This is a genomic window from Dyella sp. LX-66 (assembly GCF_018599165.1).
In the GTDB taxonomy this organism is placed as follows: Bacteria; Pseudomonadota; Gammaproteobacteria; order Xanthomonadales; family Rhodanobacteraceae; genus Dyella_D; species Dyella_D marensis.
Window position 1 is genome coordinate 41,497 of record NZ_JAHFVJ010000013.1, and the last position, 13,764, is coordinate 55,260.

The following is a 13,764-nucleotide window of genomic DNA, read 5'->3' on the forward strand; positions in this document are numbered from 1 at the left end:
GGGAGAACACCGCTTGGCCATTGTCTACGACAGCTACCGCCACGATCCGGCCAGCACCGGCCTGCCGCTGCTGGTGGCCGGCCATCCGGCGCGCACGGTGGCCTGGCGCGGCGCCGAGGCGGTGAGCGCCGCGCAGTTCCTGGCGCACGTGCAGCAGGTGGCCGCCGGGCTGCCCACTGCCACCGCGGCGGTGAACCTGTGCGATGACCGCTACGCCTTCCTGGTCGCGTTCTGCGCCATCGCGCTGCGCGGCCAGGCCAACCTGCTGCCTTCCTCGCGCCAGCCGCAGGCGGTGATGGAAGTGATGGCGGCGCATCCCGGCAGCTACGCACTGGGCGAACTGGCACTGGATGCACCGCCGCCCGGCTACCGCCTGATGCCCGTGCTGGACGCACCCGCCGCCGACGGCGAAACCCCGGCGCCGCTGATCCCGGCCGAACAAGTGGTAGCGATCGGCTACACCTCCGGTTCCACCGGCGTCCCGAAGGCCTACCCGAAGACCTGGCGCAGCTTCCACGCCAGCAACGCCGGCAATATGCGCGCGCTGCGCGCCCTGGTCGGCCCGCGCTTCGACGTGGTGGCCACGGTGCCGCCGCAGCACATGTACGGCATGGAGACCTCGGTGCTGCTGCCGCTGCTGGGCGACGTGGGCGTGCATGCGGCGCGGCCGTTCTTCCCGGCCGACGTGGCCGACGCACTGGTGCAGACGCGCGGCCCGCGCGTGCTGGTGATCACGCCGATCCACCTGCGCGCGCTGATTGAATCCGGCATCGCACTGCCGCCGATCGCCGCCATGATGTCGGCCACCGCGCCGATGCCGGCGGAGCTCGCCGCCGCCGCGGAGCAGCGCTTCGGCGCGCCGCTGCTGGAGGTGTTCGGCTCCACCGAAACCTGCGTGATCGCCTCGCGCCGCGCCGCCGCGGACGAACCCTGGACGCTGTACGACGGCGTGCGCCTGCATCCGCAGCCGGACGGCACCCTGGTGGACGCGCCGCAGCTGGATCAGCCGATCGCCCTGGCCGACATCGTCGCCCTGCAGGACGAGGGCCGCCGCTTCCGCCTGTGCGGCCGCCATGCGGACCTTTTGGAAATCGCCGGCAAGCGCGCTTCGCTGGGCGATCTCACCCGCCGCCTGCTGGCGGTGCCGGGCGTGCGCGACGGCGTGGTGTTCCAGCTCGACGGCGACGCCATCGGCGTCAAGCGCATCGCCGCCCTGGCGGTGGCGCCGGGGCTGGACGAGCACAGCATCCTGGAAGCCCTGCGCGGCTCGGTCGAGCCGGTGTTCCTGCCGCGCCCGCTGCGCCTGGTCGACGCGCTGCCGCGCAACGAGACCGGCAAGCTGCCGCGCAGCGCGCTGATGGAGCTGATCGGCCGCTGACGGCCGCCTGGGCGCCTCGCCCGCTACAATGTCGCGCTGCGCCATGCAGGCGCATCCCCTCGTAGTGGAGCAAGGCATGAAAGTTCTGGTCATCGGCAACGGCGGTCGCGAACACGCGCTGGCGTGGAAGCTCAAGCAGTCGCCGCGCGTGAGCGAGGTGATCGTCGCCCCCGGCAACGCCGGCACGGCGCGCGAGCGCGGCCTGCGCAACGCGGACGTGGCGGTGACCGACCTGGACAGCCTGCTCAAGCTGGCGCGCGAGGAGAAAGTGGAGCTGACCGTGGTCGGCCCCGAAGTGCCGCTGGTGGCCGGCGTGGTCGACAAGTTCCGCGCCGCCGGCCTGCGCATCTTCGGGCCGCGCGCGATCGCCGCGCAGCTGGAAGGCTCCAAGGCCTTCGCCAAGGATTTCCTGCTCCGCCACAACATCCCCACCGCGCGCTACGCGGTGTTCACCCAGCTGGAACCGGCGCTGGCCTATGTGCACAAGCACGGCGCGCCGATCGTGATCAAGGCCGACGGCCTAGCCGCCGGCAAGGGCGTGGTGGTGGCGCTCACGCTGGCCGACGCCGAACTCGCGCTGCACGACATGCTCGGCGCGCACAGCTTCGGCGATGCCTCGGCGCGCGTGGTGATCGAGGAATTCCTCGATGGCGAGGAAGCCAGCTACATCGTGATGAGCGACGGCAGCCACGCCCTGCCCATGGCCAGCAGCCAGGACCACAAGCGCCGCGACGAGGGCGACCTCGGCCCCAACACCGGCGGCATGGGCGCGTACTCGCCCGCGCCGGTGGTGACGCCGGAAGTGGAGCGCCGCATCCTCAAGGAAGTGATCGAGCCGACCCTGCACGGCATGGCCGCCGAGGGCGCACCCTTTATCGGTTTCCTCTACGCCGGCCTGATGATCGACAAGAGCGGCGCGCCGAAGGTGATCGAATTCAATGTGCGCTTCGGCGACCCGGAAACGCAGCCGATCATGCTGCGGCTGAAGTCCGATCTGGTCGAGCTGATCGAAGCCGCGCTGGACGGCGAGCTGCGCCACACCACCGCGCATTGGGACCCGCGCCCTTCGATCGGCGTGGTGATGGCCGCGGGCGGCTATCCGGGCAAGGTGCGCAGCGGCGATGCGATCACCGGGCTGGACGGCGTCTCCGGTCCGGACGCCAAGGTTTTCCACGCGGGCACCAAGCTCGATGCGCAGGGCCAGCCGGTGACGGCCGGCGGCCGCGTGCTGACGGTGTGCGCGCTGGGCAAGGACATCGCGGCGGCGCGCGAGCAGGCCTATGCGGCGGTGTCGAAGGTGCATTTCGACGGCGCGTTCTGCCGGCGCGACATCGCGCACCGGGCGCTGCATCGCTGAGCAAGGAACGGCGTAGGTTGGGGTGAGCCGAAGGCGAACCCCAACGACGCGATGAGCCTGGTCATGTTGGGGTTCGCCTTCGGCTCACCCCAACCAACCCCGCTCACTGCGCGAAGCCCAAGCGCCCAAGCGCCATCGCCAGCGCGAACACGTAGCCATAGGCGAAGCGGTCGATGCGCAGCAGCGCATCGCCGCAGCGCCGGCGCCAGTAACCGAACAGCATCATCGCGCCGCCGGCGAGGACGGGCACCAGCACCAGGCTGGCCAGGCGCTGCGTCTCGGTATGCCCCAAGTGGCCCGGCATGACCAGCAGGCTCAAGCCGCCGGCCAAGCCGCCCAGCAGAAGCATCCCGATCACCGCCACGACGGGATGCGGGCGCCGGCGGAAGGGTTCGCGCACGGCGTGGAAGCCCAGTTCCGCCAGCGTTTCGGCGAACAGCTGCAACAGCAGTTCGCCCAGGATCTGCAGGATGGCTTCCAGCATGTCAGCGCCGGCCCGCAGGCGCCTTGCGCCGGTCCTTCGAATCGCTCATCGATCACCCCCGGTTCGTTGCCGCATCTTTGCCGATACGCCGCGGCGAGGGTAGCCACCGGCGCCGCCGGGTTTCCGGCTAGGCTATGCCGCACCGCTCTGACGCCAAGGACCTGCATGAGCCAGTTTTCTCTGTTGGGCAGCCGTCGCTTCGCGCCCTTCTTCTGGACCCAGGCGCTGGGCGCGTTCAACGACAACGCGTTCCGCAATGCCATGGTCATGCTGGTGGCGTTCCAGATGGGGCTGGACGACCGCACGGTGTCGCTCTACACCAGCCTGGCGCCGGCGCTGTTCATCCTGCCGTACTTCCTGTTCTCGGCCACGGCGGGACAGCTGGCGGAGAAGTACGAGAAGACGCGCATCATCCGCTTCGTGAAGCTGTTCGAGATCGGCGCGATGCTGCTGGCGGCGATCGGCTTCTATACGCATCACGTGTCGCTGCTGCTGGTGGTGCTGTTCCTGATGGGGCTGCACTCGACCGTGTTCGGACCGATCAAGTACGCGATCCTGCCGCAGGCGCTCAAGCCGCAGGAACTGGTCGGCGGCAACGGCCTGGTAGAGATGGGTACGCAGCTGGCGATGCTGGTCGGTATGATCGCCGGCAATGCGCTGATGCTGATCGCGGGCTTCGGGCCGGTGGCGGCTTCGTCGCTGACCATCGTGGTGGCGTGCATCGGCTACGTCGCCTCGCGGCAGATTCCGTCGGCGCCGGCGACCGCGCCGGATCTGCGTTTCAGCTGGAATCCGTACACCGAGACGGTGAAGGTGCTGAAGCTGACCCGCGCCGATCGCGCGGTGTTCAACGCGGTGCTGGGCATTTCCTGGTTCTGGTTCTTCGGCACGGTGCTGATCTCGCAGCTGCCGAACTACACGCGGCTGAACCTGGGCGGCGACGGCTCGGTGAACACGCTGGTGCTGACGCTGTTCTCGATCGGCACGGGCATCGGTTCGCTGCTGTGCGAGCGCATGTCCGGGCGCCGCGTGGAAGTGGGCCTGGTGCCGCTGGGTGCGTTCGGCCTGACCGTGTTCGGCGTGGACCTGTACTTCGCGCGCTCCGGCCTGGCGTTGACGCATGGGCTGGACTGGACGGCCTTTCTGCATTCGCCCGGCAGCTGGCGCATCGCGCTGGATCTCACCCTGGTGGGCATGTTCGCCGGTTTCTACGTGGTGCCGCTGTTCGCCTTCGTGCAGAGCCGCGCGCCGCGCGAGCAGCTGTCGCGCATCATCGCGGGCAACAACATTCTCAATGCGCTGTGGATCTGCGTCGCTTCCGGTTTCGGCCTGGGGCTGGGCGCGGCGGGGCTGACGCCGGCGCAGATTTTCCTGGCGACGGCGCTGCTGAACATCGCGGTGGCGGTGTACATCTTCACCCTGGTGCCCGAGTTCCTGATGCGGTTCATCACCTGGGTGCTGGTGAACACGCTGTACCGGGTGCGCGTGGACGGCACGCAGCACATTCCGGAAGAAGGCCCGGTGCTGCTGGTGTGCAACCACGTCAGCTTCATGGACCCGTTGCTGCTGATGGCGAACCTGCGCCGGCCGGCGCGTTTCGTCATGTACTACAAGATCTTCAACATCCCGCTGCTCAACTTCGTATTCCGTACGGCGAAGGCGATTCCGATCGCGGGACAGAAGGAAGACCCCGACGTGCTGCGCAAGGCGTACGAGGAAGTGGACGCGGCGCTCGCCGACGGCGAAGTGGTGTGCATCTTCCCGGAAGGCGGGCTGACCAAGGACGGCGAGGTGGCGACGTTCCGTCCCGGCGTCGCGCACATCCTGCAGCAGCGTCCGGTACCGGTGGTGCCGATGGCGCTGCGCGGTTTGTGGGGCAGCGTGTGGAGCCGGCGCGACAACATGCTGCGGCGCGCGCGGCTGCCGCGGCGTTTCCGCGCGCGGGTGGAGCTGGTGATCGGCGAACCGCTTGCGCCCGCCGAGGCGCAGCTGTCGGTGCTGGAAGCGCGGGTGCGCGAACTGCGCGGCGACAAGGCCTGAAGCGAGAGCCGGCGGCTCAGTGCAGCCAGCCGGCCAGCACGATCAGCGCCACCACGCTCATCCACGCCAGCAGCGCGCGCAGCAGCGCGCCGCGCAGGCGGCGCAGTTCGCCGAGTACGTCGATGCGTTCCTCGGCGTAGCCGTCGCCGGCTTCGATATCCACCTCGATATCGGCACGCGCGGCGGCGCCGAGAAAGCCGGGGCCTTCGCGCAGCCAGCTGCCGGGAATGGCCTGCTGGTGCCACTGGCGCCAGGCGCCGATCACCGCGTCCCAGTGGCCGACCAGGGCCAGGGTGAACACCATCAGCTGCGCGGGCACCCAGTCGAGGCCGTGGGCGATGCGGCGGGCCATGGATTGCGCGTCGGTGTCCAGGCGCAGAGTGGCGTCGCTGCGCAGCGTCTGCGCGAGGCGGTACAGCAGCGCACCGGCCGGACCGAGCACGAAGAACCAGAACAGCACGCCGAAGCGGCGGCGCAGCGCGGCATAGGCGACGGCTTCGCCGACCGCGACGGCATGCCAGGCGATCGGTTCGCCCTCGTCCGACAGCGCCTGCACGGCGGCCTGGCGGCTGACGCCGTCCGGCGCCTTGAGGATCGCTTCCAGATCCGCTTCGTAGGCATGCGGCCCGAAGCAGTACAGCAGCACCGCGAGCGAGAACGCCAGCAGCACCAGGTCGCGCATCGGCAGCAGGCTGATCAGCCAGATCGCCAGCAGGCACAGCACCACCGGCACGGCCAGCGCGATCACCGTGCGGCCGGCGCCGCTGGCGTCGCCCAGCTGCGCTACCCAGCGCCGGAAGCCGCCGTCGCCGCGCCAGTGCGCGAGCGCCGGCTGCAGATGCAGCAGGCCGAGGGCGATAAGAGCGGTGAGCAGGCTGACGGCCATCGGTGGGACTCCCTTGCGTTGGCCGCATTGTAGCGAGGAGCGTGCGACAGCCGTGCGCCTGGCGGGCAGGCCTTTCTTTATACGTCGTTGGTGATGCGCGGCTTCAGCGCGCCGGCGTGGTCCGCGCTGCGTGTGCCTGTTCGACCAGCGTGTCGAGGTCCAGCCCGGCGCGCCACTGCAGCCAGTGCGCGAGCAGGTGGTACGACACCGACAGGCGCGGCGACGGCAGGAAGCTGCCGTCGTTGAGGCCGTCCATGATCTGCCGCGGGGTGAACCAGCGGGCGTCTTCGAGTTCGTCGTCGCGCAAGCGGATCGCCGGCGACACCGCCTTGGCCATGAAGCCGACCATCAGCGAAGCCGGTAGCGGCCACGGCTGCGAGGAGTGGTAATGCACCTCGCCCACCACTACGCCGGATTCCTCGGCGACTTCGCGGCGCACTGCATCTTCCAGCGCTTCGCCGGGTTCGACGAAGCCGGCCAGGGTGGAATAGCGTCCCGGCGGCCAGCCGGCCTGGCGGCCGAGCAGGCAGGCGCCTTCGTGTTCCACCAGCACGATGATCGCCGCGTCGGTGCGCGGGAAATGCAGGCGGCCGCAATCGGCGTTGGTGCACTGCGCGCGATGGCCGGAAGCGACCAGCACCAGCGGCGCGCCGCAGCGCGCACAGAAGCGCGTCTCGCGCTGCCAGTGCGCCAGGCCCTTGGCGTAGGCGAACAGGCCGGCTTCGTCGGCGGGCAGGCGCAGGCCGGCATCGCGCAGGTTGGCGCGGCGGGCGTCGAGCGAGGATTCCAGCGCGGCGGCGCGTTCGGCGTCGTCCAGCGCCAGCAGGAAGTGCGGGCGGTCGTCGGCGAAGCCGAGCAGGCTGGCGTCGATGTCGCCGAGCAGGCTGGCGCGTTCGCCGGCGTCGAGCCAGCGCAGCGTTTCGCCGTCCTTGCGCAGATAGGTTTCGCCCAGGCCATCCAGCAGCAGGTAGCGCGCTTCGGGCGAGGTGCCCTGTTCGGCCACCCAGGCCAGCTCTTCGCGCCGCTCCGCGACGCGATCCAGGATCAGGCTGAGGCCGGCGAAGGTGTTGGGCCGCGGCAAGGTCTTGCTGTCCATGCCCGGGAGGCCTTTAGGCGGAGAAGGAGGAGCCGCAGCCGCAGGTGGTCTTGGCGTTGGGGTTGCGGATCACGAACTGCGAGCCGCTGAGGTTTTCCGCGTAGTCGATCTCGGCGCCGGTGAGATATTGCAGCGAGAGCGGATCGACCAGCAGGGTGACGCCCTCGCGCTCCAGCGCGAAGTCGTCCTCGGCCTGGGCCTCGTCGAAGGTGAAGCCGTACTGGAAGCCCGAGCAGCCGCCGCCGGTGATGTACACGCGCAGCTTCAGCGAAGGATTGCCTTCTTCCTGGATCAGCTCGCGCACCTTGTGCGCGGCAGCCTCGGTGAACACCAGCGGTGCGCCGGCGCTGCGGTAGTCGGGAACGGTGGGGAAGGGAACGACGGTATCCATCGCGATCACATGGGGCTGCGGCGGGCGATGCGCAAGGATACCGCGTTTCGGGGCTGCCTCAGGCGGGGACGGGCTCGCCGAGGTCCGCCGGCGCCGGCAGCTCGCGCGTGGCTTCGCCGGTGCGGTGCGACATGCGGCCGTTCACTTGGGCGCCGGCGGCCATTTCCAGGGTCTTGTAGTGCACGTCGCCGTGGATGCGCGCCTGCGGCGCCAGTTCCAGGCGTTCCTCGATATGGATGTCGCCCTGCACCTGGCCGTTGATGATGGCGTGGGGCACGCGGATGTCGCCCTGCACCTGGCCGGATTCGCTCAAGGTGAACACGGCATCCGGGCCTTCGCCCAGCACGGCGCCTTCGATGCGGCCGTCCAGGTGCAGCGCGCCGCTGAAGCGCAGGTCGCCCTGGATCACCGTGCCGCGGGCGATCAGGCTGGTGTCGTGGGAGGTGCTGCTGCTGGTGCGCTCGGTGCGCTGCTTACGGTTGAGCATGGGAGTCCCCTGGCTTGGTGAGAGTGCCGCCGACGGCATCGGTCCAGGCGACCGTGCGGCTGACCGCATCGTCGCCCGCGGGCTGCGCGCTGACGTACACGCGATTGGGGCGGAAATCCGCCGGCAGCACGATGGTGGCGTGCAGTTCCTGGAAATACTTGAGGCGAAACGGCAGGCCGTCCTTCTGCGCGGTGTCGCCGAGCGCGGCCCAGTCCAGCCGCACCACCTTGTCGCCGCGCAGGCCTTCCACGCTGAGCGTGGCGGTGCCGCTGGTGTCTTCGCCGCGCTTGGCGTTCTGGGTGAGCGAGACGGTGAGGTTCCAGCCCTGGGTGCCTTCGATCGGCTGCACCCGCACGCTCTGGATGCGCAGGCCGCCGCGCTGAGCGTCGCCGCCGACGAGGCGGCCGTAGAAGTCGAGGTCGGCGCGCAGGCCGCTGATTTCCTCTTCGCGCTCGGCCAGCGTGGTGCGCAGCGAGCGGTTGGCGATGTCGTTGACCTGGGCGGCGCGCAGCTGGTTGGTGACCTGCTGCTTGAGGTCGTCGTTCTCCCGGCTCAGCGCCTGCACCTGGCGGTGTTCGCTGGCCGCGGGCGTGCCGTGCCCGACCAGCAGGCCGGTGACCAGGGCCACCAGCAGCACGCTGGCGAACCACGCCACGCCCAGCCAGATCCAGCGGCGGCGCTGGCCGGCCATATCGTGCGGTCGCACGACGAAGCGCGGTGGTGGACGTGAAGCCATGCGGGGCCTTCCCGGGAAAAAACACGGTATAGCCGCGGCGTGACAAGAGCGTCAAGGAACGGCCGCACGCTTCGGCGGCCGTTCCCTGCATTTCGCGATAATTCCGGGACGTTTATGTCCGGATCGTGACGGATCAGCTGGACATCTTGCTCTGCAGGTAGCGCTCCGCGCCGATGTCCTTGATCAGGCTCTGCTGGGTTTCCAGCCAGTCGATGTGTTCTTCCTCGTCGTGCAGGATGCCCTTGAACATGTCGCGGCTGACGTAGTCGGCGATGCCTTCGCTGTAGGCGATGGCTTCGCGCAGGTCCTTCACCGCGGCGATTTCCAGGTCCAGGTCGCCCTGGATGCATTCGAGCACGTTCTCGCCGATGCGCAGCTTGCCCAGGTGCTGCAGGTTGGGCAGGCCTTCGAGGAACAGGATGCGCTCGATCAGGTGGTCGGCGTGCTTCATTTCCTCGATCGATTCCTTGTACTCGTGCTCGGCCAGTTCGCCGTAGCCCCAGTCCTTGAACATGCGGTAATGCAGGAAGTACTGGTTGATCGCGGTGAGCTCGTTGTAGAGCACCTTGTTGAGGAACTCGATGACCTTGGTGTCGCCCTTCATGGTGTTGTCTCCTGATCGCTGCAGCTGGCGACTATACGGGTCCGTGTCGCGCCATGATGGAACGCAAATAGGAATGCTTCGCTCACACGAAAGCGCCCGCGGCGAACCGCGGGCGCAAACATAGCCGTGGGGACGGTATTAAGCGGTGACGATGGGCAGCTGGAGCAGCACGTGCTCCACCGCCTTGTCGAGCGTGGCGCGCGCTTCCTGCTCGCAGCAGCCGCAGCAATCCGAGCAGCCGGTGCGGGCCTGCAGCTCGGCAAAGGTATGCACGCCATCGGCCGCGGCGCGGCGGATGTCATGGTCGGTAACGGCGTTGCACATGCAGATGTACATGTGGCGTATGGGAACGCAAATGCGAATGATTGTCAACTTACGTGCCCGGATGCCCGGGCCGGGTGTTCAGGCAGCCTGATAGCCCGGACCGCCGCCCGGCCGCTCGGCCTCTTCCTGGCGGGGCAGGTTGCCGAGCTGGATGCTCAGCAGGGTCTCGACCATGGGCGCGAACTGGCGCAGCGCCCGCTCGTAGACCTGGCGCTTGAAGTTCACCACGTGGTTGGCCGGATACCAGAAGTCCACCCAGCGCCAGTGGTCGAACTCGGGTTTCTCACAGCCATCGAGACAGAAGGCCTCTTCGCTGCCGACCAGGCGCAGCAGGAACCACACCTGCTTCTGGCCGATGCACATGGGGCGCTGGTGGTGGCGGATATAGCGGTTGGGCAGTTTGTAGCGCAGCCAGCCGCGGGTGGCGCCGATCACTTCGACGTCGGCCGGGTTCAGCCCGGTTTCCTCGGCCAGCTCGCGGTACATGGCTTCCAGCGGGGTCTCGTCGCTGCGCATGCCGCCCTGGGGGAACTGCCAGCCATCACGATTGACGCGGCGCGCCCAGAACAGGCGGCCGTCTGTATTCAGCAGCACGATGCCCACATTCGGACGGTAGCCATCGACGTCGATCATGTCTTCTCCTAGGTCAGGCGCTTGCCTTGATGCCGGCAACACCTTGTTCCCGCGACCGATTCAACCACAGCCCCGGAAGCACCGGCAAGCGAAGCCTGAACCGGAGACTTGAACCCATGGCTAAGGCCGACTAAACTTTCGCGCCCTCGCCCTGGTGCTTCCGCGCCCGCCTGGCGAAAGACCTTACCGTGGCTAGGTAGCTCAGATGGTTAGAGCGCGGCACTCATAATGCTGAGGTCGGCGGTTCGATCCCGCCTCTAGCCACCATTCATTCCTTCGCCGACAGCGGCGAACGGTCAGGAAACCGCGCCAGGCGCGGTTTTTTTGTGCCTGCGATTCCTCGAGCGCTGCACGCATGGGGATATCCCTATCTAGGGTTCGACCTAGCTGGTCGCTGTCCGGTGCCTGCGGATACTTCGCCTACGGCCCGGAGGCGGTCTGCACGGGGCGAGGCCATCGGCGCCGGCAAGGCGCGGCGGAGCGGCCATCCAATCCTTCCCCCTAGATGCAGAGGAATCGCCATGTCGCACGGAATCAGCTTCAACTCGATCGCCAACCCCGTCCTGGACGCCACGGCCACCTCGCTCAGCGGCGGTTCCTCGCTGGTGTTCAACTCGGCGGTGCGCCAGATCGCCAATGAAGCCTTCACCAACACCATCACCCAGCAGTTCGGCCCCACCGGCACTCTCGCCAGCGACGCCTTCAATTCCTCGTTCACCGGCGACACCGCGTCGCTCAGCGGCTGGAACGACAGCGCGCTGCCGCAGGCCACCAGCGACGTGATCGCCGCCGCCAACCACCAGGGCCTCAATGGCGCCTACACCGGCGACGCCGACCGCTTCCGCAGCGACCTGCAGGACGCGATGACCAAGGACATCAACAGCATCATCAACAACGAGTCGCTGATGCGCGCGCTGAAGGGCGGTTCCGACAAGGACTCCGACGGCCTTGGCGAAAGCTGGCTGGTGGCGATCGCCAAGGCGATGGGCAAGATGCTCGGCCAGCAGGCGCAGCACCTGGTGGATCTCACCAACCAGATGTCGCAGCACACCGGCAAGGACGACGCGCAGGTGTTCCAGCAGCTCAATGCCGAGTTCTCCGCGCAGTCGCAGATGTTCGGCATCCTGTCCAACTCCTTCAGCAACTCGATCAAGACCATCGGCGACGGCCTGACCACGCTGGCGCGCAAGAACTGATCGAACGGCTGCACCGGTTGTTCACACGCGGGGGCTACCATGCCCCCGCGTTGTTTTTTCTGGAGCCATGCTCATGAAACGTTCCCCGCTCGCGTTGCTGCTGTTGCTGCTGGCGTGTACCGCGCAGGCGCAGTACGACGCCAGCGCCACGGTGGGCATGGGCCAGGGCATGGTGCTCAACAATGCGGTGATCGGTTCCAACGTGATGGGCGACGTGATCCTGAAGCAGGGTCAGCCGGCGCATCGCGGCAGCGCATCCAGCCAGGGTAGCGCCGCGAATCTCTCCGCCCTGCAATTCCAGCCCTCTGCGGACGTCAGCAAGTCCGTGCTCGACCATATCGCCCAGCAATTCGGCGGCCGCCAACCGGACACCTACCGCCAGGCGCTGCTGCGCGAAGGCCTGCTGGCGAAGTTCGATGCGCTGCTGCAGCAGTACGGCTACGACAGCCACAACGTGGCCGATGCATTCACTGCGTACATGGTGCTGTCGTGGGAAGTGGTGAACAACGGCAGCATCGGCCAGAACCGCGCGGGCATCGACGCCGTCCGCCGCAACATGCAGCAGACGCTGGCGCGCAATCCGCGCTTCGTCGCCATGCCGGATGCGCAGAAGCAGGAAATGGCCGAGACCTTCGGCTACCTCGCGATGATCGCCTCGTCCACGCGCAGCGCGCTGCAGCGCAAAGGCGACCAGATGAGCCTGGCCAAGCTGCAGGAAGGCGTCAACGGCACCGCGCAGAAAATGGGCGTCGATTTGCGCGAGATCAAACTCACGCCGCAAGGCTTCGTCGCGTTGTGATGCATCGGCCTGGGGAAATCCCCAGCTAGCCAGCGCTGCCGCCGCACGTCAGAGTCGCGCAAGCATCGACTTCGGGCGCGGCCATGAGCGGTACGGCGGAACGGCAGGTCAGGGCGCGGCCCGCGGCGCCGGCCGTCGGTGTGGAAGTCGCGCGCAGCCGCCGCATCCGCCTGCGCCAGCTCAGCTATGGCGACATTCCCTGGCTTAGCCGTCTATACGCCCAGCCGCAGGTGCGCCAGTTCCAGCTGGACGATTGCCCCACGCGCTTTATCGACGTCGCCGCCCTGGTGGCCTGGGTCAACCAGATCTACGCCAGGCATCGTGGCCTGGGCATCTGGCGCGCCGATTCGATGGGTGGCGAATTTCTCGGCACCTTTTCGCTGATGCCGGTGCAGGCCACCGGCGAAGTGGAAATCGGCGCGCGGCTCACGACGGAAGCCTGGGGGCGCTGGTATGCGATTGAGGGCGGCCGGCTGCTGTGCCGGCAGGCTTTTACGGTGCTCGGCCTGCCTAAGCTGGCGGCTTATCACCATCCGGAAAACGAAGTGGTGGCGCGCGTGCTCGAACGGCTCGGCTTCCGCGAAACGGGAGCCTGCGAATACGCGGGGAAAGCAGCGCGCCGCTTCGAGCTGGATGCATCCGACTGGGGCATGGCCGAAGCGGCCGCCGAGCAAGCCTGAGCGATCAGAGCCGGTGCACGATCCAGCCGGGCGGCACCGGCGTATCCGGCGCATCGCCACGCAAGGCGGCACGCACCACTTCGTCCGGCGTGCTCTGCGGCTTGCGCCAGCGCTGCGCCATGCGGCTCAGGATGTCGCGCGTATCGCGCGTGTAAGTGCCTTCGAGCTCGCCGCCGGCATCGGAACCGAGCTTGCCGGCGTACAGCTCGCGCAGTTCGGGATTGAGATCGAACAGCGCTAGCAGCTTGCGCACCGCATCGGCGTACAGCGCTTCCTCCAGCATCGGGCGCTGGGTCTGCTGGCAATGCCACACGGTGAGATATTCGATCGGACCGAGCAGGCGGCGGCGCGTGTGCGCATTCATGCCGGCGCCTTCGCCGCTGGAGCCGCCCCAGGCGCTCAAGGGGCCGCTGGGCAGGTCCATGCGGCGCGCGGCGGCGGCGAGCAGGTCGGCCACCAGTTGCTTGGCGGCGGTGTCTTCGCTCTCCGCGACGATCAGCAGGATCTTGAGGAAGACCGGATACGCCTCGTCGCCGAGCTGGCGCACCACGCGCTTAGCCAGCGCCAGGCGCATCTCGACGGAAGGTTCATGCTGAAGCGCACCGATCAGCCGCCGCGTGGTTTCCAGCAGCGGTGCGGCAAGCGGTTGCAGCTGGGCGCTCATGCGGGCGCT

The 13,764-nt window shown here is 68.2% G+C and carries 16 protein-coding genes and 1 tRNA gene; 7 read left to right on the forward strand and 10 right to left on the reverse strand.

Annotated features, from left to right (window positions below; translation table 11 throughout):
* Positions 1-13 precede the first annotated feature (13 nt).
* Together KK141_RS19615 and purD are read left to right on the forward strand one after the other, a co-directional pair.
* Entirely contained in the window at positions 14-1,378 is a 1,365-nt protein-coding gene (locus KK141_RS19615) for an AMP-binding protein (protein ID WP_214572882.1), read from the forward strand.
* 76 nt (positions 1,379-1,454) lie between these two features.
* Positions 1,455-2,735 (forward strand): phosphoribosylamine--glycine ligase, encoded by a 1,281-nt coding sequence (gene purD / locus KK141_RS19620; protein ID WP_214572881.1) that lies wholly within the window; start codon positions 1,455-1,457, stop codon positions 2,733-2,735.
* Between the two features lie 103 nt (positions 2,736-2,838).
* On the opposite strand, the gene KK141_RS19625 is transcribed toward purD, so the two are convergent.
* Positions 2,839-3,219, reverse strand: coding sequence for a hypothetical protein (locus KK141_RS19625; RefSeq protein ID WP_214587355.1), 381 nt, complete (start codon positions 3,217-3,219; stop codon positions 2,839-2,841).
* Between the two features lie 165 nt (positions 3,220-3,384).
* Between KK141_RS19625 and KK141_RS19630 the strand changes: the two genes are divergently transcribed.
* Positions 3,385-5,259: an MFS transporter gene (locus tag KK141_RS19630; protein WP_214572879.1), complete on the forward strand. Its 1,875-nt coding sequence runs from the start codon at positions 3,385-3,387 to the stop codon at positions 5,257-5,259.
* 16 nt (positions 5,260-5,275) lie between these two features.
* Here KK141_RS19630 and ampE read toward each other — a convergent pair whose 3' ends face one another.
* From ampE to KK141_RS19670, 8 genes are all read right to left on the reverse strand, one after another.
* Entirely contained in the window at positions 5,276-6,145 is an 870-nt protein-coding gene (gene ampE, locus KK141_RS19635; protein ID WP_214572878.1) for a regulatory signaling modulator protein AmpE, read from the reverse strand.
* 103 nt (positions 6,146-6,248) lie between these two features.
* Positions 6,249-7,241: an NAD(+) diphosphatase gene (gene nudC / locus KK141_RS19640; protein WP_214572877.1), complete on the reverse strand. Its 993-nt coding sequence runs from the start codon at positions 7,239-7,241 to the stop codon at positions 6,249-6,251.
* 13 nt (positions 7,242-7,254) lie between these two features.
* Entirely contained in the window at positions 7,255-7,632 is a 378-nt protein-coding gene (erpA, locus tag KK141_RS19645; protein WP_167253220.1) for an iron-sulfur cluster insertion protein ErpA, read from the reverse strand.
* Between the two features lie 58 nt (positions 7,633-7,690).
* Positions 7,691-8,119 carry a polymer-forming cytoskeletal protein gene (locus tag KK141_RS19650; protein ID WP_214572876.1) on the reverse strand — a complete coding sequence of 143 codons (429 nt, stop codon included), beginning with the start codon at positions 8,117-8,119 and terminating at the stop codon, positions 7,691-7,693.
* Positions 8,106-8,855 carry a DUF6776 family protein gene (locus KK141_RS19655; RefSeq protein ID WP_167253224.1) on the reverse strand — a complete coding sequence of 250 codons (750 nt, stop codon included), beginning with the start codon at positions 8,853-8,855 and terminating at the stop codon, positions 8,106-8,108. The genes KK141_RS19650 and KK141_RS19655 overlap by 14 nt, the downstream gene beginning before the upstream one ends.
* A 133-nt stretch (positions 8,856-8,988) precedes the next feature.
* Entirely contained in the window at positions 8,989-9,459 is a 471-nt protein-coding gene (bfr, locus tag KK141_RS19660) for a bacterioferritin (protein ID WP_214572875.1), read from the reverse strand.
* Between the two features lie 138 nt (positions 9,460-9,597).
* The gene (locus tag KK141_RS19665) at positions 9,598-9,795 is read right to left on the reverse strand and encodes a (2Fe-2S)-binding protein (protein WP_214572874.1); all 198 of its coding nucleotides are present in this window, start codon (positions 9,793-9,795) and stop codon (positions 9,598-9,600) included.
* A 66-nt stretch (positions 9,796-9,861) separates the two neighbouring features.
* Complete coding sequence (locus KK141_RS19670; protein WP_214572873.1) at positions 9,862-10,416, reverse strand: RNA pyrophosphohydrolase; 555 nt, start codon at positions 10,414-10,416, stop codon at positions 9,862-9,864.
* A gap of 190 nt (positions 10,417-10,606) precedes the next feature.
* Here KK141_RS19670 and KK141_RS19675 point away from each other — a divergent pair.
* The 4 genes from KK141_RS19675 to KK141_RS19690 all read left to right on the forward strand — a co-directional run bounded on the left by KK141_RS19675 (position 10,607) and on the right by KK141_RS19690 (position 13,091).
* Positions 10,607-10,683: transfer RNA gene (locus KK141_RS19675), tRNA-Met, on the forward strand.
* A gap of 254 nt (positions 10,684-10,937) precedes the next feature.
* Positions 10,938-11,612: a hypothetical protein gene (locus tag KK141_RS19680; RefSeq protein WP_214572872.1), complete on the forward strand. Its 675-nt coding sequence runs from the start codon at positions 10,938-10,940 to the stop codon at positions 11,610-11,612.
* A gap of 73 nt (positions 11,613-11,685) precedes the next feature.
* Positions 11,686-12,411, forward strand: a complete 726-nt coding sequence (locus KK141_RS19685; RefSeq protein ID WP_214572871.1) for a DUF6683 family protein — start codon at positions 11,686-11,688, stop codon at positions 12,409-12,411.
* 83 nt (positions 12,412-12,494) lie between these two features.
* Positions 12,495-13,091 carry a GNAT family N-acetyltransferase gene (locus KK141_RS19690; RefSeq protein ID WP_214572870.1) on the forward strand — a complete coding sequence of 199 codons (597 nt, stop codon included), beginning with the start codon at positions 12,495-12,497 and terminating at the stop codon, positions 13,089-13,091.
* A 4-nt stretch (positions 13,092-13,095) separates the two neighbouring features.
* On the opposite strand, the gene KK141_RS19695 is transcribed toward KK141_RS19690, so the two are convergent.
* Positions 13,096-13,755 (reverse strand): hypothetical protein, encoded by a 660-nt coding sequence (locus KK141_RS19695; RefSeq protein ID WP_214572869.1) that lies wholly within the window; start codon positions 13,753-13,755, stop codon positions 13,096-13,098.
* Between the last annotated feature and the right edge of the window lie 9 nt (positions 13,756-13,764).

Bases quoted from the DNA above. Each gene is read 5' to 3' on its own strand.
- ampE (WP_214572878.1), bottom strand. From the start codon at position 6,145: ATGGCCGTCAGCCTGCTCACCGCTCTTATCGCCCTCGGCCTGCTGCAT.
- erpA (WP_167253220.1), bottom strand. From the start codon at position 7,632: ATGGATACCGTCGTTCCCTTCCCCACCGTTCCCGACTACCGCAGCGCC.
- KK141_RS19630 (WP_214572879.1), top strand. From the start codon at position 3,385: ATGAGCCAGTTTTCTCTGTTGGGCAGCCGTCGCTTCGCGCCCTTCTTC.
- purD (WP_214572881.1), top strand. From the start codon at position 1,455: ATGAAAGTTCTGGTCATCGGCAACGGCGGTCGCGAACACGCGCTGGCG.
- KK141_RS19685 (WP_214572871.1), top strand. From the start codon at position 11,686: ATGAAACGTTCCCCGCTCGCGTTGCTGCTGTTGCTGCTGGCGTGTACC.
- KK141_RS19625 (WP_214587355.1), bottom strand. From the start codon at position 3,219: ATGCTGGAAGCCATCCTGCAGATCCTGGGCGAACTGCTGTTGCAGCTG.
- KK141_RS19690 (WP_214572870.1), top strand. From the start codon at position 12,495: ATGAGCGGTACGGCGGAACGGCAGGTCAGGGCGCGGCCCGCGGCGCCG.
- KK141_RS19670 (WP_214572873.1), bottom strand. From the start codon at position 10,416: ATGATCGACGTCGATGGCTACCGTCCGAATGTGGGCATCGTGCTGCTG.
- KK141_RS19650 (WP_214572876.1), bottom strand. From the start codon at position 8,119: ATGCTCAACCGTAAGCAGCGCACCGAGCGCACCAGCAGCAGCACCTCC.
- nudC (WP_214572877.1), bottom strand. From the start codon at position 7,241: ATGGACAGCAAGACCTTGCCGCGGCCCAACACCTTCGCCGGCCTCAGC.
- KK141_RS19695 (WP_214572869.1), bottom strand. From the start codon at position 13,755: ATGAGCGCCCAGCTGCAACCGCTTGCCGCACCGCTGCTGGAAACCACG.
- KK141_RS19665 (WP_214572874.1), bottom strand. From the start codon at position 9,795: ATGTACATCTGCATGTGCAACGCCGTTACCGACCATGACATCCGCCGC.
- KK141_RS19680 (WP_214572872.1), top strand. From the start codon at position 10,938: ATGTCGCACGGAATCAGCTTCAACTCGATCGCCAACCCCGTCCTGGAC.
- bfr (WP_214572875.1), bottom strand. From the start codon at position 9,459: ATGAAGGGCGACACCAAGGTCATCGAGTTCCTCAACAAGGTGCTCTAC.
- KK141_RS19655 (WP_167253224.1), bottom strand. From the start codon at position 8,855: ATGGCTTCACGTCCACCACCGCGCTTCGTCGTGCGACCGCACGATATG.